This is a genomic window from Lentzea sp. NPDC006480, assembly GCF_040611995.1.
Lineage (GTDB): Bacteria > Actinomycetota > Actinomycetes > Mycobacteriales > Pseudonocardiaceae > Lentzea.
This window is the reverse complement of the sequence record NZ_JBEXPJ010000173.1, coordinates 1-18,411: the sequence shown is the minus strand read 5'-3', so window position 1 is coordinate 18,411 and position 18,411 is coordinate 1. Positions and strand designations below refer to the sequence as shown.

Annotated in this window: 8 protein-coding genes; 1 reads left to right on the top strand and 7 read right to left on the bottom strand. The window is 71.5% G+C overall.

The window, feature by feature from the left end; all coding sequences use genetic code 11:
- Nucleotides 1-837, bottom strand: an 837-nt coding sequence (locus ABZX92_RS39010) for an NAD(P)-binding domain-containing protein (RefSeq protein ID WP_355570501.1), incomplete at its 3' end; no start/stop codon positions are given.
- A 133-nt stretch (nt 838-970) separates the two neighbouring features.
- On the opposite strand from ABZX92_RS39010, the gene ABZX92_RS39005 reads away from it, so the two are divergent.
- The gene (locus ABZX92_RS39005; RefSeq protein WP_355570500.1) at nt 971-1,969 is read left to right on the top strand and encodes a helix-turn-helix domain-containing protein; all 999 of its coding nucleotides are present in this window, start codon (nt 971-973) and stop codon (nt 1,967-1,969) included.
- A 39-nt stretch (nt 1,970-2,008) separates the two neighbouring features.
- On the opposite strand, the gene ABZX92_RS39000 is transcribed toward ABZX92_RS39005, so the two are convergent.
- From ABZX92_RS39000 to ABZX92_RS38975, 6 genes are all read right to left on the bottom strand, one after another.
- Nucleotides 2,009-2,407: a nuclear transport factor 2 family protein gene (locus tag ABZX92_RS39000; RefSeq protein WP_355570499.1), complete on the bottom strand. Its 399-nt coding sequence runs from the start codon at nt 2,405-2,407 to the stop codon at nt 2,009-2,011.
- Between the two features lie 117 nt (nt 2,408-2,524).
- Nucleotides 2,525-3,355 (bottom strand): NAD(P)H-binding protein, encoded by an 831-nt coding sequence (locus ABZX92_RS38995; protein WP_355570498.1) that lies wholly within the window; start codon nt 3,353-3,355, stop codon nt 2,525-2,527.
- 9 nt (nt 3,356-3,364) lie between these two features.
- Nucleotides 3,365-4,702: an FAD-binding monooxygenase gene (locus ABZX92_RS38990; RefSeq protein ID WP_355570497.1), complete on the bottom strand. Its 1,338-nt coding sequence runs from the start codon at nt 4,700-4,702 to the stop codon at nt 3,365-3,367.
- A complete protein-coding gene (locus ABZX92_RS38985) occupies nt 4,695-11,000 on the bottom strand; it encodes a thioester reductase domain-containing protein (RefSeq protein ID WP_355570496.1) in 6,306 nt (2,101 codons plus the stop codon). Before ABZX92_RS38985 ends, ABZX92_RS38990 begins: the two co-directional genes overlap by 8 nt.
- Before the next feature lie 31 nt (nt 11,001-11,031).
- Complete coding sequence (locus tag ABZX92_RS38980; protein WP_355570495.1) at nt 11,032-14,352, bottom strand: beta-ketoacyl synthase N-terminal-like domain-containing protein; 3,321 nt, start codon at nt 14,350-14,352, stop codon at nt 11,032-11,034.
- A gap of 18 nt (nt 14,353-14,370) precedes the next feature.
- On the bottom strand, nt 14,371-18,411 hold a 4,041-nt coding region (locus ABZX92_RS38975), incomplete at its 5' end, for a type I polyketide synthase (protein ID WP_355570494.1).

Sequence of the window (18,411 nt, the reverse complement as noted above, 5' to 3'; positions counted from 1 at the left end):
TTCGTGGCGCCCAGCGCGAACATGCCCTGCGGCGCACCGCTGGTCAGCTGCACGTCCAGCGTGATCGGCGCGTCGGTCGAGCAGGTGGTCGATCGCGGCGATGTGGACGTGCAGCGTGGCGTCCTCGGCCGGGTACTCGCCCTTGTCGATCTGCTCGGCGTACGCGCTGACGTAGCCCGTGACGACGTTGATCATGAAGTTCGCCAGCGGCGCGTACGCGGTCGCCTTGACGCCCGCCGTGCCGACGAGCGCGGCGCCGTTGAGGAAGCTGTTGAGGATGCCCCACATGATGCCGAGCAGCGACATGTCGTACAGCGACGAGACGCCGTGGTCGGAGTCGAGGTACTTGGTGTTCGCGTCGGACAGCGCCTTCAGGGTCGCCTCGTGCTCGTCGAACGCGGCCTTCGGGCCGCTGTAGAGCAGGACGGCCTCGTCCGTGCCGATGGCCGGCGGGATGGCCATGATCGCGCCGTCGAAGTAGGCGGCGGTGTTCTTCTTCGCGGCCCACTCGGCGGCTTCGCGGGCCTGGGCCGAGGTGCCCGTCGTGAGGTTGACGAGGACGCGGCCGGCGAGCTCGTCCGCGAGCGGGTCGAGCAGCTCGGTCACGGCGTCGTAGTCGGACACGCAGACGATCACGAGCGGGCTCGCGGTGACGGCGTCCGCCACCGAGCCGGCCAGGGTCGCGCCCTGCTCGACCAGCTCGTCCGCCTTGGCGGCCGTGCGGTTCCACACCGTCGTCGGGTGGCCGCTCTTGACGAAGGCCGCGGCCAATGCCTGGCCCATGAGACCAAGGCCGATGACCGTCACCGGTGCGTGGGCGGCATTGGGGTTGGACATCTCTGCTCCTCTTCGTTCGCCCTGGTGGCGAAGGTGTCGATCAGTGCTGGTGGAAACGATGTCAGTGGCCGGAGCGGCCCGACAGTGGCAGGAGTGACCACATTCGCAAAATTCCTGCCGTAGACTGTCGATCATGACCAGTGCGGGTTCGGTGGCGGTCGCGGTGCTCAACGGCGCTGACATGCCGGTGTGCGAGCTGTACGAGATGTCGATCACGAACGCCGTGTTCGGCGATCCCCAGCCCGATCTGCACGACCCCTGGTACGACCTGATGTGGTGCGCCGTGGCGCCGCCGCCGGAGAAGCCGCGCGGGTTCTCGATCCAGTCGGCGCACGGCCTGGACGACCTGGTGCGGGCCGGCACCGTGATCGTGCCCTCGGTGCCGGAGTCCGTGGTCTCGCACGGAGAACCGCTGCCGCCGGTGTTCCTGGAGGCACTGCGCGAGGCTCACGCCAACGGCGCGCGGATGGTGTCGCTGTGCACTGGCGCGTTCGCGCTCGCGGAAGCCGGGTTGCTGAACGGCAAGCGTGCCACCGCGCACTGGGGCAACACGGCCGACCTGGCCCGCCGCTACCCGCTCGTCGAGGTCGACGAAGCCGTCCTGTACGTGGACGAGGGTGACGTGCTGACCAGCGCGGGCATGACCGCGGGCATGGACCTGTGCCTGCACCTGGTGCGCAACGACCTCGGCGCGCACGTGGCGAACCAGGTCGCCCGCCGCCTCGTGGTCTCCGCGCACCGGCCGGGCGGACAGGCCCAGTACGTGGACCTGTCCGTGCCCGGCACCGACGACGACAGCCTCGGCCCGGTGATGGAGTGGGCGAGCCAGCACCTCGACCGCCAGCTGACGGTCGACGACATGGCCCGCCAGGCCGGGATGAGCAGCCGCACGTTCTTCCGCCGCCTGCACGCGGCGACCGGCATGACGCCGCTGAAGTGGTTGCTGAACCAGCGCTTGTCGCGGGCGCAGAGCCTGCTCGAGACCACCGACCTGCCGATCGAGCGGATCAGCGAGCACAGCGGTCTCGGCACGGCCGCGAACCTGCGCCGCCACTTCACCTTGCACGTCGGGGTGACGCCCACCGACTACCGGCAGGCGTTCAGCCCGATGCCCAAGGTTCGACGGCGCTGAGCACGCGCCCTTCATCGCGAACTCGCGCTCCGGCATGACTCAGGCCTCGAGCGGGCCTTCGACGGCGTACGGGTTGTCGACCACGTAGCGCCAGTTGCCGTCCTCGCACCGACGCAGCACGTCCACCGCGACACCGGCGAGCTTCTCCGGCTCGCCGTCCTCGCCGATGGTGTCCATCGTCCACTCCACGATCAGCATCGCGGTGTCACCGACGACGAGCTGCTCGCGCACGGTGGCGTCGACCTGCGGCTTGCGGGTGGCGAGGAAGTTGCGGACGTACTCGCGGCGTTCCTCGCCGTAGAGCGGCCGGCCCACCTCCCAGACGCCGACGGCCTCGTCGACGTACATGGCGTTGACCGCGTCGGCGTCACCGGAGTTGAACGCCTCGCCGAACAGTTCCTGGTGCTTGTCGATGTCGCCGGCAAGTTGCTCAGCCATTGCGTTCGTGCTCCAATGCAGGTGGAAGTTGTTGTGGTGGAAGGATTTCGTCACGGTACCGACGGCCCGACTCGCGCCGGACTCCTCGCGGTAACGCGGGTGGCGAAGACCGGTCTGTTACCGGACCGTGGACCAGTCGGTCTCCGCCACGTACTGGTCGAAGTCCAGCGGCTCACGGCCGAGCGCACGCTGCACACCGTCGGAGAGGTAGCCGCTGCGGCCGTCCGAGACGCTGGCGAGCAGTTCGAGCGCGAACTCTCCGAAACCCGGGGAGAAACCGCGGGTGACGAGGTGCGCCACGTACTCCTGCGGTGAGGCGTCGACCTTGGTGATCTCCCGCCCGGCCGCGGCCGCGATGGCGTCCACGCAGTCGCCGAACGTCATCAGCCGCGGCCCGGACATCGAGTAGATCTCGCCGTCGTGGCCGGGTTCGGTGAGCGCGGCGACCGCGACGGCGGCGATGTCGTCGGCGTGGATGAACGGCTCCAGCCCGGTCCAGTCCGGCAGCACGACCTCGCCCGCCACCACGTCCGGGCGCAGGAACTGGTCCTCGCTGTAGTTCTGCGCGAACCACGACGGCCGCAGGATCGTCCACGCCCCGGCGACGTCGGAGATGGTGCGCTCGGCGCGGAACATGCCGTCGTCGTGCGTCCAGAAGTCGAGCGTGCGCTGGGACAGCAGGACGAACCGGTCGACGCCGTTCTTTGTCGCCAGCGCGGTGAACTCGGCGAGCAGGTCGGCGGCTTGCGCGCCCTGCTCGTCGACGATGTAGACCGCCCGCGTGCCGTCGAGGGCGGTGCCCCAGGTGTCCTGGTCGTGCCAGTCGAACCGGGTGGTGCCGGTCCGGGAGGCGACCTTGGTGGCGTGTCCCTTCGAGGCGAGCTGACGGGCGACCCGGCGGCCGGACTTACCGGTGCCGCCGAGCACCAGGATCGGGTTGTCGGACATGCGTTTCCTCTACTTCGCGGCCGCGAACACGGCGGCCTGGATCTCGGGGGTGGCGAGTGCTTCCGGCGGGTCGACCAGGAACACGACGCGGGCGTAGGCGACGAGCAGCGAGGGGTCGTGCACGGCGGCTTCGAGCAGTTGCTCGACGTACGCGTGCTCCTCCAGCAGTTCCGGCGTGCGTTCGCCTTCCACGCCGGGGAACGCGAGGTCCGCGCCGATCGTCATGTCCCACACGTGGTCCACGGCGCGGCCGGCCAGATCGGCGAGGTACTCGGTGCCCACCGGGCCGCCCTCGCGGCCGATGTGGTCGCGCAGCACCGTGGCGCCGAGCGCGGCGACGGTCATGCCTTGGCCGTAAACAGGGTTGAAGCTGCACACCGCGTCGCCGAGCACCAGCAGGCCGTCCGGGAACGACGCCATCCGTTCGTAGCGGCGGCGCAGGTTGGCCGGGAACCGGTAGGACACCGGCGGGCCCATGGGTGCCGTGTCGGCCACCGTGTCGTAGATGTCGGTGGCGGACAACGTCTTCAGGAACGCGAGGAAGCCCTCGGAGTCGCTCGGCGGGTAGTCGCCGAGCATCCCGTACGCGGTGACGAGCGCGCGGCCGCCGTCGATCTTGGCGCAGATCGCGCCACGCGGCTGGTCCGCCGCCGCGACGACGTCGATGGAGATCTCGTCCGGCATCGCGTCCTGCGGCAGCCGGTAGTACTGCGTTGCATACCCGACGGCGATGCGCAGCTCCTCCTGCTCGACCTCCGGGTAGCCGAGCTCCTTCAGCCACGCGGGCAGCCGGGTGCGGCGGCCGGTCGCGTCGACGACCAGATCCGCGGTCAGGTCGTAGGTCCGGCCGTTCGCCGTGACCGCGGCGCCGATGACGGTGCTGTTGTCGTCGGTGAGCAGCTTCTCGATGTCGTGCTGCTCCAGGAACCGCACGTTCGGCAACGCTCGCACGCGGGCCCGGACGCTCTGCTCCAGCAGTGGCCTGCTCATCGACAGCAGCAGCATGTCCGAGTGCGGCTTGGGCATGCCGCGCCCGTTCATCACCCAGCGGACGTTGCCGGTCACGTCACCGGTGACCGCGCCGCCCGCGATCAGCTCGTCGGTGAGACCGGGCAGCAGTTCCTCCATGATGTGCCTGCCGCGCGCCAGCAACGCGTGCACGTGCTGGCCCTGCGGGATGCTCCTGCGCGGGCAGACGTGTTCGCCCACCACACATTCGTGCTCGCTCAGGTCGTCGCGGTCGACGACGACCACGTCGCGGTAGGTGTCCGCGAGCACGCGCGCCGCGAGCAGGCCCGCCATGCTGGCGCCCAGCACGACGGCGCGGTTCCGATCAGCCTTACCCACGGTTCTCGCTCCTCTGGTGTGCTCGTGCGCTCGGGAAGTAGCCCGCGCGCACGAAGAAGTCGACGTACTTCCCGAACAGCTCGCGATCGACCGGCGGACACGCGATCCCGGTGCCCGCCAACGCCTCCTCGGTGCCGGAGACGTCCATCGGCGGGTAGGTCGCCCGGCCGTCGCCGCCGGTCAGCTCCTCGAACGAGTCGAGCAGCGGGGTCATGGCGTTGTCGCGCTCGGACCGGATCAGCTCGCGCCACCGCGGCCACGGCACCTCGTCGAGCTGGTAGCCCATCTCCCGCAGGTGTGCGACGAAGCCGGCGATCGGCTGGTCCTGCTGGTTGAACAGGTGGTAGGTGCCGCCGGATCCCTTGCGCGACAACGTGACGATCGTCGAGCTGACGTAGTCCACCGGCACCATGTGCACGGCCCCGGCGAGGCGGTCGGGCACCTTGCCCGCCTCGATCAGGCCCTTGAGGCTGAGCCAGACGAAGTCCTTGGTCTGGCACGCGCCGGCCCGCTGGTCGCCGGACACCACGTCGACCCGGTAGACCGAGACCGGCAGGCCGCGGTCGCGGGCGAGCTCGATGATCTGCTCGGTGACCCACTTGCTCTGCAGGTAACCGTTGCGCAGCAAGGAGGCTGGGCCGGTCGGATCGTCCGCCCGCACCGGTGTCACGTCCCCGGCCGGCGGCGCGAACACGCCGGTGGTGGACACGTGGTGCACCGGGACGGTCCGGTGCCGGGCGGCCATCCTCAGCACCTCGACGGTGCCGTTCACGTTGCCCTGCTTGAGCTCTGTGTAGGGACGGATCCAGCTGACGGTCGCGCCGGCGTGGTAGATGACGTCCACGCGCCGCGCGAGGTCGTCGAACTGCTCCTCGGTCAAGCCGAGCCGGGGCCGGGTGAGGTCACCCACGACGACGTCGACGCGGCTGAGGTCGGCGTCCACCTCGTACCACCTGAGGTTGTCCTTCAGCCGCCTGCGGGCGTCGGCCTGGTCGCGGCCGCGCACGAGGCACGTGACGCGGGCATCGGTCCGGTCGAGCACGTCGCGCAGCAGGAACGCGCCGAGGAACCCGGTGGCACCGGTCACGAACGCTTCCCGGGCCTCGGCGGCGGTGTGGCTGACGTGCTCGGCCCGCCGGATGTCGCCGGGCAGCACGACCTCGGCCGGGAAGTCCACGACGGACTGCGTTTCCGGTTTGTCGAACAGGTCCGCGCAGAGGTGCTTGGTGAGCGCGGCGGGCGTGGGGTGCTCGAACACCACGGACGGCGCGAGCCGCAGACTGGTCGCGGCGGCGAGCCGGTTGCGCAGCTCGACCGAGATGAGCGAGTCGAAGCCGAGGTCCGCGAACAGCTGGTCCTGGCCGATCGCGGAGGCGTCGGGATGGCCGAGCACGAGTGCCACCTCGGCGCGCACGAAGTCCGCCACGACCTCGTGCTGCCGTTCCGGCGGCAGTCCGTGCAGTCGCTGCGCCAGCGACTCGGCCTGCTCGCCTTGTTCCCTGGCCGCGTCCCGGCGGTCCGTCGTCGGCGCCAGCCTGGTGAACATCAGCGGCACCTGGCCGGGACGGGACCGCAACGCGGCCACGTCGATCGGCGTCGCCACCACCGCGGCGTGCGGTTCGCGCAGCGCGGCGTCGAGCAGACGGGGACCGGCTTCCTCGGTGACCGGTAGCAGTCCCGTGCGGGCGATGCGCTTGCGGTCGGCGTCGCTGAGATGCCCGCCCATGCCGTGTTCGGGCGTCCACAACCCCCACGCGACCGAGGTGGCCGGCAGGCCGTTCGCCCGGCGGTGCCCGGCCAGCGCGTCGAGGAACGTGTTGGCGGCGGCGTAGTTCGACTGGCCGGACCCGCCCAGCACCCCGGCGATCGACGAGAACAGCACGAACGCCGACAGGTCGAGGTGCCGTGTCAGCTCGTGCAGGTGCCACGCCGCGTCGACCTTGGGCTTGAGCACCTTGACGAGCCGCTCTCGGTCGAGCGTGGTGATCAGGCCGTCGTCCAGCACACCGGCCGTGTGCACGACGCCGGTGAGCGGGTACGCCGCCGGGATGGCCGCCAGCACCGCGGCCAGCGCGTCCCGATCGGCGGTGTCGCACGCGGTGACGGAGACCTTCGCGCCGAGGCCCGCAAGCTCCTCGGCCAGTTCAGCGGCACCGGAGGCGTCCGGTCCGCGCCGGCTGACCAGCACCAGGTTTCGCACGCCGTGCTCCCGCACCAGGTAGCGGGCGAACAACGCGCCGAGCGCGCCGGTGCCGCCGGTGACGAGGACCGTGCCGTCGGCGTGCCAGGGCCGGGTCTCGGACTCGGCGGGCGTGCTGCGGACGAGCCGCGGCACGTGCACCTTGCCCTGGCGCACCGCGACCTGCGGCTCACCGGAGGCGAGCACGGACGGCAGCGCGAGCAGCGACGCGGGGTCGTCGTCCAGGTCGGCGAGCACGATCCGGCCGGGCATCTCGGACTGGGCCGAGCGCAGCAGGCCCCAGACGGACGCGGCGATGAGGTCGGGATCACCGGTGGCGACGTTCTTGGTCACCACCACCAGCGGCACGTCCTCCACGCGGTCGTCGGCGCACCACGCGTGGACCAGGGCGAGCACCTGTTCGAGCGCGGCCTGGACGCGGGCCGGGACGTCGCCGCCCGGTTCGAAGAGGAACGGCGCGATCAGGGCGTCGAACGCGAGGTTGGAGCCCAGTGCGGCGTCGGCGTCCTCGAAGCGGCACACGGCCATGTCGGAGCCGGTCGTGTTGTTGAGGGAGAAGGAACAACTCGTGGCAACGGGAGCCGAGCTCGTGCCCGCCACCGGTCCGGCTGCGGGAAGTGATCCGTTGCCGGTGTCGAGAATCGCGAACGAGTGGTGCGCGATACGGCGTGGCGTCGCGATCGGCGTCCAGTCGATGCGGAACAACGAGTCGTGCGGCCGTGACCGGGCCGCGTCGATCTCGGCCCTGCTGACCACGCGCGGTGTCGCGGACGCGGAGGCCACCGGGCGGCCGGCCTCGTCGGCCACGCGCACGGTCAGCGTGCCGTCCGGTTCCGGGCTGAACCGCACGCGAACTGCTACCGCACCGGTCGCGTGCAGGCGAACTCCCTGCCAGCGCACGATCTCCGGCAGCCCGGCCGCGGCGACGGCGCTGTCCAGCAACGCGGGGTGCAGCCCGTAGCCGTCCACTTCGGACACCGCGGCCTCGGCGAACAGCTCACAACCCTGCCGCCACACGCCCTCGCCCACCTGCTCCGCGGCGGGCGGCCATTCGCTGAGGTCGAACGGTTCGTCGTCCACCAGCGAGCCGAGGTGCCCGCGGGCGCACTCCGTCCACACCGGATGGTCGCCCAGCGCGGCGGTGTGCACTGTGAACGGACGCCGGCCCGCGGCGTCGAGTGCGCCGACGGTCAGCTGGATGCGGGCGGGCAGTGCGATCGGGCGGGACACAGCCATGTCGTCCACGACCGCACTGCCCAGCTCGTCACCCGCGCGGATCACCAGGTCGAGCAAGGCGGACGCGGGTAGTACCGGGGAGCCGAACCGCTGGTGGCCGGCGCGGGAGGGCAGCTCGCCGCTGAACACCGTCTCGTCGCGGCCCGCGACCTGCAACACGGTGTCCAGCAGCGGATGGATGCCCGCGACCGGCCGGGTGGCGCTGGGCTCGAGCCAGAAGCGCTTGTGCTGGAAGGCATAGGTGGGCACGTCGACACGGCCGGCCGCACCGAAGAACGCGGACCAGCCCACGGCCGCGCCGCAGGCCCACAGCCGGCCCAGCGCGGTGACGGCCTCGCGCACCTCGTCGGTGCCGCGCACCGCGGGCACGGCGGTGAAACCGAGGTCCTGCACCGCCGCGGTGAGCACCCCGGCCGGGCCGAGCTCCAGCGTGGCGGTCACCTGCAACGCGGCCAGACCCGTTGCGGCGGCGTGGAAGCGCACCGGCTGACGCACCTGGTCCACCCAGTACGACGGCGAGGCCAGGTCGTCGGCGGCGATCCGGCCGGTGACCGTCGAGAAGATCGGGAGCCGTGGCGGGTTCAGCGTCACGCTCGCCACGACGCGTTCGAACTCGGCCAGCATCGGCGTCATCAGCGGCGAGTGGAACGCGTGGCTCACCGTCAGCCGCTTGGTGGACCGGCCCCACGACCGCACCGTCGCGGCCACCGACGTGACCACGTCCTCGGCGCCGGACACGACGACTGCCATCGGGCCGTTCACCGCGGCGATGCCGGCATCACCGTGCAGCAGCGGCGCGACCTCGTCCTCGGTGGCCTGCACCGCGATCATCGCGCCACCGGTGGGGAGCGCCTGCATGAGCCGGCCGCGCGCGACCACCACCCGTGCGGCGTCGGCCAGTGACAGGACTTCGGCCACGTGCGCGGCGGCCAGTTCGCCGATGGAGTGGCCGGCGAGGTAGTCCGGCCGCACACCCCACGACTCGAACAACCGGAAGAGCGCGACCTCCACCGCGAACAGCGCGGGCTGCGCGAACCCGGTCTGGTCCAGCTCGTCGCCGGCGGCGATCACGTCGCGCAGCGACCGGCCGAGCAACGGGTCGACGTGCGCGCACACCTCGTCGAACGCCGCCGCGAACGCCGGGAACGCGCGGTGCAGCGCCAGCCCCATGCCGGCGCGCTGGGCACCCTGCCCGGTGAACAGGAACGCGAGCTTGCCCTCGCGCGGCCGCACCGAGTCCTCGACCGCGCGCAACGCGGCCACCAAGGCCTCGCGGTCCGCACCCACCACCACGGCGCGGTGGTCGAGCGCGGCCCGGGTGGTCAACGAGAACCCGGTGTCCACATCGGACACGTCGAGCTGCTTTTCCAGGAACGAAGCCAGCCGGCGTGCTTGGGCCCGCAACGCGCCCGCCGTCTTCGCCGACAGCGCCAACGGCACAACTGGCAGCACCGGGGAGACGGGCTCGGCGGCGACCGGCGCCTGCTCCAGGATCACGTGCGCGTTCGTGCCGCTGACACCGAACGCGGACACCGCCGCCCGGCGCGGCCGGTTCGTCTCCGGCCACGGCCGTGCCTCGCGGAGCAGCGACACGGCACCGGACTCCCAGTCGACGAGCGGCGTCGGCGAGTCCACGTGCAGGGTCTTCGGCAGCACACCGTGCCGGATCGCCTGGATCATCTTGATCACGCCGCCGACACCCGCCGCCGCGACCGAGTGGCCGATGTTGGACTTCAGCGAGCCCAGGTGCAGCGGCCCGGAAGAATTGGATCCAGTGCGGTCCCGGCCGTAGGTGGCGAGCAGCGCCTGCGCCTCGATCGGGTCGCCGAGCCGGGTGCCGGTGCCGTGCGCCTCCACGGCGTCCACATCGGACGGACTGAGCCGGGCGGCGGCCAGCGCCTGCCGGATCACCCGCTCCTGGGCCTTGCCGCTGGGCGCGGTGAGGCCGTTGGACGCGCCGTCCTGGTTCACCGCCGACGACCGCAGCACGGCCAGCACGCGGTTGCCGTCGCGCTGGGCGTCGGAGAGCTTCTGCAGCAACAGCAGCCCGACGCCCTCCGACCAGCTCGTGCCGTCGGCGGCCGCCGCGAAGGACTTGCACCGTCCGTCCGGGGCGAGGCCGCGCTGGCGGGAGAAGTCGACGAACCCGCCGGGGGTGCTGCTGATCGTCACGCCACCGGCGAGCGCCATCCGCGTCTCGCCGGCCAGCACGGACTGCGCGGCGAGGTGCAGTGCCACCAGCGACGACGAGCACGCCGTGTCGACGGTGATCGACGGACCCTCGAAACCGAACGAGTACGACACCCGGCCGGACGCGACCGCACCGAGCTTCCCGGTGAGCAGGTAACCCTCCAGCTCGGCCGGGCCGTCCAGCCCGAGGTAGGTCTGCTCGACCGCGCCCACGAACACGCCGACGTCGGTCCCGCGCAACGACGTCGGGTCGATGCCGGCGTGCTCGAGCGTCTCCCACGCGGTCTCCAGCAGCACGCGCTGCTGCGGGTCCATCGAGAGCGCCTCGCGGGGTGAGATCCCGAAGAACTCGGCGTCGAAGTCGCCCGCGCCGTCGAGGAACCCGCCCTCCCGGGTGTAGGAGGTGCCGGGTGTGTCCGGGTCGGCGTCGAACAACGCGTCGAGGTCCCAGCCCCGGTCGGCCGGGAACTCGCTGATCGCGTCCCGGCCTTCGGCGACCAGCCGCCACAGGTCGTCGGCTGTCCGCACGCCACCGGGGTACCGGCAGGCCATGCCGACGATCGCGATCGGCTCGGTGCGGCCCGACTCGAGCTCCGCGATGCGCCCGCGCGCCTTCTTCAAGTCGGCCGTGACCCACTTCAGGTACTCGGCCAGCTTCTTCTCATCCGCCATGAGAGCAACTCACATCTTCTTCGGTGGGTCTTCAGGTCTTCGCGCGGCCGAGCTCGTTGTCGATGAAGTCGAGCAACTCGTCGGTGGAGTCGAACTCGTCCGCCGGTTCGGCGGGCACCGGGTCCGCGGGTGTCGTGCCCCACGTGTCCAGCCAGCGCGACAGGATCGTCTGCAGCCGCACGGTCACGTGCTCGCCGTCGACCTCGCTGCCCGCCGCGGCCAGCGCCGCCTCGAGCTGGTCCAGCTCGGCCAGCACGGGGGAGGGTTGACCGGCACCGTCGAGGCCCGCCACCTCGAACTCGGTCAGCAGGAAGTCGGTCAGCCCCGCGCACGTCGGGTGATCGAACACGACGGTCACCGGCATCTTCAGTCCGGTCACCGCACCGAGCCGGTTGCGCAGCTCGACCCCGGTGAGCGAGTCGAACCCGAGCTCGCGGAACGGTTTCCGCTCGTCCAGCTCGACGCCCTCGCGCAGCCGCAGCACGCCCGCGACCTCGGTGCGGACCAGGTCGAGCACGAACGCGTGCTGCTCCTCGCCTGTCATCCCGGCGAGCTGGTCGGCCACCGAGACCGGTGTCGTTCTTCCTGGCAGCAGCTGTGTTGCCGCGGCGAGCACGGGCCCCGCTGTCATCGTCTGCTCCAGCCAGTACCGCTCGCGCTGGAACGGGTAGGTCGGCAGGTCGGTCACGCGCGCACCCGTGCCGGCGAAGAACGCTTGCCAGTCAACGGGAACACCGCGCATGTGCAGCTGGGCCAGCGCCGTCACGAGCGTCTGCGTCTCGGAGTGGCCGGTGCGCATCGCGGGCACGGCGAGCACGCGGTCGGTGATCGTCGCGGCGAGCGCGGCGAGCACACCGTCAGGCCCCAGCTCCAGCAACGTGCTGACGCCTTCGCGTTCCAGGGTCCGCACGGCGTCGACGAACCGCACCGGCCGGCGCAGCTGGTCGACCCAGTAGTCGGGGGAGGTCCAGCGGTCGCCGTTCTCGACCTCGCCGGTCACCGTCGACACGACCCGGATCCGCGGCCGGTGGAACGTGAGACCGCGGGCGATCTCGCGGAACTCCGGCAGGATCGGGTCCATCTGCGGCGAGTGCGAAGCCGCGCTGATCGGCAGTCGCTTGGTGGCGCGGCCGCGTTCCCGCCACAGCGCGGCCACGGCGAGCACCGGCTCCTCGTCACCGGAGACGACGATGGAGTTGGGGCCGTTGATGGTGCCGATGACCGCTCGGCCGCCTACGTCCAAAGTGGACAGGATCTCTTCTTCGGTGGCCTGCACCGCGACCATCGCGCCGCCCTCGGGCAGCGACCGCATCAACCGGCCGCGCGCGGTGACGAGCGTCGCCGCGTCGGGCAGCGACAGCACGCCGGCGCAGTAGGCGGCGATCAGCTCACCGGTCGAGTGGCCGACCAGGAAGTCCGGCCGCACGCCCCACGACTCCAGCAGCCGGAACAACGCCACCCCGACCGCGAACAGCGCGGGTAGCAGGTAGTTGATCCGGTCGAGCTCCTCGCCGGTGGCGATGACCTCGCGCAGCGGCCGCGGCAGGTGCGGGTCGAGCTGGTCGCAGACCTCGTCGAACGCCCGCGCGAACGCCGGGAACGCCTCCCGCAGCTGCTTGGCCATGTCGATGCGCTGGGCGCCGCCGCCGGTGAACATGTAGCCGGTGAGGCCGCTTTCCCTCGTGCCGCGCACGACACCGGGACCGCCGGCCGCGACCTCGACGAGGCCCTCCAGCAGCTCGTCGCGCGTCGCCGCGGTGACCACGCACTGCTCGGCCAGCGCCGCGCGGGTCGTGAGCAGGGAGTGCGCCACGTCGAGGTGGTTCGTGCCGCCACCGGACAGCAGTGCCAGCAGGTCGCGGGCCTGGTCCTGCAACGCGTCCGTGGACTTCGCCGACAGCACGAACGGCACGGTGGGCAGCTGCGCGGCCGGTGCCTGTTCCCCGGCGGCTTCGGCGGCAGGCGCTTCCTCGATGATCACGTGCGCGTTCGTGCCGCTGAACCCGAACGACGACACGGCGGCCCGGCGCGGCCGGTCCGCGCGCGGCCACGGCCTGGCCTCGGTGAGCAGCGACAGCGCGCTGGTGTCCCAGTCGACGTGTGACGTCGGGTGGTCGGCGTGCAGGGTGCGGGGCAGCATCCCGTTGTGCATCGCCTGCACCATCTTGATGATGCCGCCGACGCCGGCCGCCGCCTGCGTGTGGCCGATGTTGGACTTCAGCGAACCCAGGTACAGCGGGTTCTGGCGGTCGACACCGTAGGTCGCTTCCAGCGCCTGCACCTCGATGGGGTCTCCGAGCGGCGTGCCGGTGCCGTGCGCCTCGATCACGTCGACGTCCTCAGTGGACAGACGGGCGTGTTCGAGTGCCTGGCGGATCACGCGTTCCTGCGCCGGTCCGTTCGGTGCGGACAGGCCGTTGGACGCGCCGTCCTGGTTGATCGCGGAACCGCGCACGACGGCGAGCACCTGGTGGCCGTTGCGCTGCGCGTCGGACAACCGTTCCAGCAGCAGCAGGCCGACGCCCTCCGCCCAGCCGGTGCCGTCCGCGCCCTCGGCGAACGACTTGCAGCGGCCGTCCGGCGCGAGGCCGCGCAGCCGGGAGAACTCGACGAACGACCCCGGTGTCGACATCACCGTCACGCCACCGGCCAGCGCGAGCTCGCACTCGCCGCGCCGCAGCGCAGTGGCCGCCAGGTGCAGTGCGACCAGGGACGACGAGCAGGCGGTGTCGACGGTGACCGCCGGTCCCTCCAGGCCGAAGGTGTAGGCGAGCCGGCCGGAGGCGACGCTGCCCGCGCTGCCCGCGTAGAGGTAGCCCTCGAACCCGTGCGGCGGCAGGTGCGGCCGCGAGCCGTAGTCGTTGTACATCGCGCCGACGAACACGCCTGTTCCGCTGCCGCGCAACGACTCCGGCTTGATGCGGGCGCGTTCGAACGACTCCCAGGCCGCCTCCAGCAGCAGCCGCTGCTGCGGGTCGGTGGCGAGAGCCTCCCGCGGTGACATGCCGAAGAACTCCGCGTCGAACTGGTCGGCCTCGTGCAGGAAACCGCCGTGGCGCGCATAGGACTTGCCCACCGCGTCCGGGTCCGGGTCGTAGAGCTCCTCGGTGTTCCAGCCGCGCTGGTCCGGGAACGGCGACACCGCGTCGACCTCGTCGGCCACGAGCTGCCACAGTTGTTCGGGCGAGCTGACGCCACCGGGGTAGCGGCAGGACATGGCGACGATCGCGATGGGCTCGTAGTCCTTCTCCTCGACCTCGCGCAGCCTCTTGCGGGTGGCGCGGGCGTCGGCGACAGCACGCTTGAGGTACTGGCGGAGCTGGGCTTCGTCTGTGTTCGCGGCTGTGTTCACGTCTGTCTCCGGGTGCGGTCAGTCGAGCTCGTCGACGAGAGCGAAGAGGTCTTCGTCGCTCGCGTCGTCGAGGTCTTCGGTGGCGGGGGAGGCGAGGTCGAGCAACGCGCGCAGCTCGGCCACGATCCGGTCGCGTTCCGTGTCGTCGTCGAGTGCCGCCGGCAGCACGCGCTTGAGCTCGGCGAGGCCGGTCAGCACCGGGTTCGGCGGTGTGGCGGGAGTCGTGTCGAACCGGGTGAGCAGGTGGCCGGCCAGCGCGGCCGGGCTGGGGTGGTCGAACACGACCGAGACGGCCAGCTTGAGCCCGGTGGCGTTGTTCAGCTCGTTGCGCAGCTCCACGCTGGTGAGCGAGTCGAACCCGAGCGAGCGGAACGCGCTGTCCGGGTCGACCGCGGTGTGGTCGGCGTGGCCGAGCACACCGGCGGTCTTGGTCCGCACGATCGTGGTGAGCAGGTGCAGCTGTTCCGGTTCGGTCAGGCCCGCGAGCCGTTGTGGCAGCGGCACTTCCCTGGTGACCGCCTGGGTTCGCGCGGGCACCAGGCCGTGCAGCGGCGCCGGTAGCCGCCCGGCCGCACCGAGAGCTGTGGTGTTGATCCGGCTCAGCGCGACCAGCGGCTGTTCGAGCGCGAGTGCCGCGTCGAACATCGCCACACCGTCGGCGTTGGTGATCGGCCGCAGTCCCAGCTTCGTCAGCCTGCGCAGGTCGGTGCCGTCGAGGTGGGTGCTGAGCGCGCTCGCCTCCGACCACAGCCCCCAGGCCAGCGAGTGCGCCGGCAGGCCGTTGCGCCGGCGGTGCTGGGCCAGCGCGTCCAGGAACGTGTTGGCCGCCGCGTAGTTCGCCTGGCCCGCGGTGCCGAGGACACCGGCGATCGACGAGTACATGACGAACGCGTCGAGGTCGAGGTCCTTGGTCAGGTCGTGCAGGTGCCACGCGCCGTCGATCTTCGGTTTGACGACCGCGTCGAGCTGCTGCGGGGTGAGGGTGGCCAGCGTGGCGTCGTCGGTGATGCCCGCGGTGTGGACGACGGCCTTGAGCGGGTGCTCCAGGTTGGCGATCACCTTGGCGAGCGCTTCGCGGTCGGCCGCGTCGGCGGCGACCACCTGCGCGCCGAGTTCCTCGATGAGCTCGGCCGCGCCGGGGGAGTCGGGACCGCGCCTGCTGAGCAGGACGAGGTGAGTGGCTCCCTGCGCCGCGAGATGGCGGGCCAGCATCGACCCCAGTGCACCTGTGCCGCCGGTGATCAGCACCGTGCCGGTGCTCCAGTCCGGAGTGGACGCGGTGCCCGGTGCGGTCGCGGTGAGGCGGGGCACGCGGACCTCGCCCCGCCGGATCAGCAGCTGGGACTCGCCGGACCCGATCGCGGCGCTGAGGATCTCCGCACTGCTCGGGTGGTCGTCGGTGTCGATCAGGACGAAGCGGTCCTGTTGTTCGGCCTGAGCTGAGCGCAGCAGGCCCCACACGCCGGCGTGGACGAGGTCGGTGACGTCGTCGCCCGCCGCGCCGTGGGTGAGGACGACGAGCTTGCGGTCGTCGGTGTGGGCCTTGACCTTGTCCAGCACCGCGTGCAGCGCTTCCCGTGCTTGTGCCGGCACGTCGTCGTGCTCGGTCGTCAGCGACAAGATCTCGACGTCGGCTGTCTCGGTGGGCTCGACCTCGATCGGTTGCCAGTGCACGCCGAACAGCGCGTCGGTGACGTCCTTGCGCGGCAGGTCGTTGGCGGACAACGGCCGCAGCTGCAGCTCCTCGATGCTCGCGACCGGCGTGCCCTCGTCGTCGGTGAGGTGCAACGTCGCGACGAGCGTGTTGTCGTCGGACTGCGTGACCGTGATCCGGACCTGCAACGTGTCGACGCGCCTGTTCGGCACCGTGATGCCGGACCAGGCGAACGGCACCATCGGCGTGGTCGTCAAGTCCGTCACCGCCGGCAGCAACGGGTGCAGTGCCGCGTCCAGGAGTGCCGGATGCAGCACGAAACCCGTGCCGCGCAGCTCGTCCGGCAGCGCGACCTCGGCTCGCAGGTCGTTGCCCTGCCGTTCGATCCGGTGCAGGTTGCGGAACGCGGGGCCGTACTCGAAGTCCTGCTCCGCCAGCCGGTCGTAGGCGCCGGTCAGGTCGATCTCGGTGCCGGTGAACGCCTGCGCGGCCGCGGGTTCAGGTGCCTCCGGGCTGAGCGAACCGGTGGCGTGCTTGGTCCACGTGTCAGAAGTGCGCGAGTGGATGGTGATCGAGCGCCTGCCGTTGTCCGCCGCGCCGACGGTGACCTGGATCCGCACGTCGTCGGCGATGACGAGTGGTGCGGCCAGTGTCAGGTCGTTGATCAGGCCGCAGCCGACCTGCTGGGCCGCGTGCAGCGCCATGTCCACGAACGCCGTTCCCGGCAGCAGCGGGGTGCCCAGCACGACGTGTTCGGCCAGCCACGGCTGGGACAACGCGCCCGTGAGAACCGCCGTGCCGTCCGCGAGCTCGACAGCGTTGCCGAGCAACGGGTGGCTGCTGGTGTCGGTGCCGCTGGCGCCCGCGGCGAGCCAGTAGCGCTCGCGCTGGAAGGCGTAGCCGGGCAAGGTGATCCGGCGCGCGCCGGGGTAGACCTCGGCCCAGTCGAGCCTGCCGCGCAGGCCGAGCGTGGCCATCGCGACGCCTGCGGTGAGCGGTTCTTCCCGGCCTGCGCGCAGCATCGGCGCGATCGACCCCGCCGGGTCTTCGAGGCAGTTCTCGACCAGTGCGGAGAGGACGCCGTCAGGGCCGAGTTCCAGGTACTCGGTGACGCCTGCCTGCTCCAGACTGTGCACGGCGTCGGCGAACCGCACCGCCTCGCGCACCTGCCGGACCCAGTATTCGGCCGTGCACAGGCCTTCGCCGATGTCCTCGCCGGTCACGGTGGAGATGATCGGAATCTGCGGCTCGTGGAACGTCACGCCGCGTGCCACCTCGGCGAACGCTTCGAGCATGCCGTCCATGCGGTGCGAGTGAAACGCGTGCGACACGGTGAGCCGCTTGACCTTGCGGCCCTGCTTGCGCCAGTGCGCCTCCAACTGGTCGACGCCGTCCTCGTCACCGGACACCACGACCGACCGCGGGCCGTTGATCGCCGCGAGGCTGACCCGGTCCGGCAGTTCGACCTCGGCCTCGGTAGCCTCGATCGCGAGCATCGCGCCGCCCTCCGGCAACGCCTGCATGAGCGCGCCGCGAGCGCGGACCAGCGCGCAGGCGTCGGCCAGCGACAGCACGCCGGCCACGTGCGCGGCGGCGAACTCGCCGATCGAGTGGCCGACCAGGTAGTCCGGCCGCACACCCCACGACTCGGCCAGCCGGTACAGCGCGACCTCGACCGCGAACAGCGCGGGCTGCGCGAACTCGGTGCGGTTCAAGCGTTCCGCGTCGGCGAGGACGTCGGTGAGCGGCAGGTCGAAGTGCGCGACCACCTCGTCGAACGCGGCGGCGAACACCGGAGCCGCCTCGCGCAGCTGTTCGCCCATGCCGGCCCGCTGGCTGCCCTGTCCGGTGAACAGGGCCGCGAGCTTGCCGGTGGGAGAGCTGCCGGTGCGCACCACGTGTGGCGTGGTCTCGTTGCGGGACAACGCGTCGAGTGCTGCGAGCAGTTCGGCGCGGTGCTGTCCGACGACGGCCGCGCGCTGTTCGTGCCGCGTCCGGCCGACGCCCAGCGAGTACGCGGTGTCCACAAGGGACTGATGTGGCACGTTCCGCAGCCTGGTTGCCTGTTCCTGCAACGCTTCCGGGGACTTCGCCGACAACGGCCAGGCGATGATGCCCGCCTCGGGCGCCTCGGGTGCCTCGGCGAGTTCGGTGCCCGGCTGCTCGATGATCACGTGCGCGTTGGTGCCGCTGATGCCGAACGACGACACGGCGGCGCGGCGCGGCCGTCCGGTCTCCGGCCACGGCTGCTCCTCGGTGAGCAGCGAGACCGCGCCGGCCGTCCAGTCCACGTGCGGCGTCGGCTCGCTGACGTGCAGCGTGCGCGGCAGTACCCCGTGCTGGATGGCCTGGATCATCTTGATCACGCCGCCGACGCCGGCCGCGGCCTGGGCGTGGCCGATGTT

What these genes read in the sequence shown, in the direction of transcription:
- ABZX92_RS38995 (WP_355570498.1), bottom strand. Translation starts at nt 3,355, where the DNA reads ATGTCCGACAACCCGATCCTGGTGCTCGGCGGCACCGGTAAGTCCGGC.
- ABZX92_RS38985 (WP_355570496.1), bottom strand. Translation starts at nt 11,000, where the DNA reads ATGGCGGATGAGAAGAAGCTGGCCGAGTACCTGAAGTGGGTCACGGCC.
- ABZX92_RS39005 (WP_355570500.1), top strand. Translation starts at nt 971, where the DNA reads ATGACCAGTGCGGGTTCGGTGGCGGTCGCGGTGCTCAACGGCGCTGAC.
- ABZX92_RS39000 (WP_355570499.1), bottom strand. Translation starts at nt 2,407, where the DNA reads ATGGCTGAGCAACTTGCCGGCGACATCGACAAGCACCAGGAACTGTTC.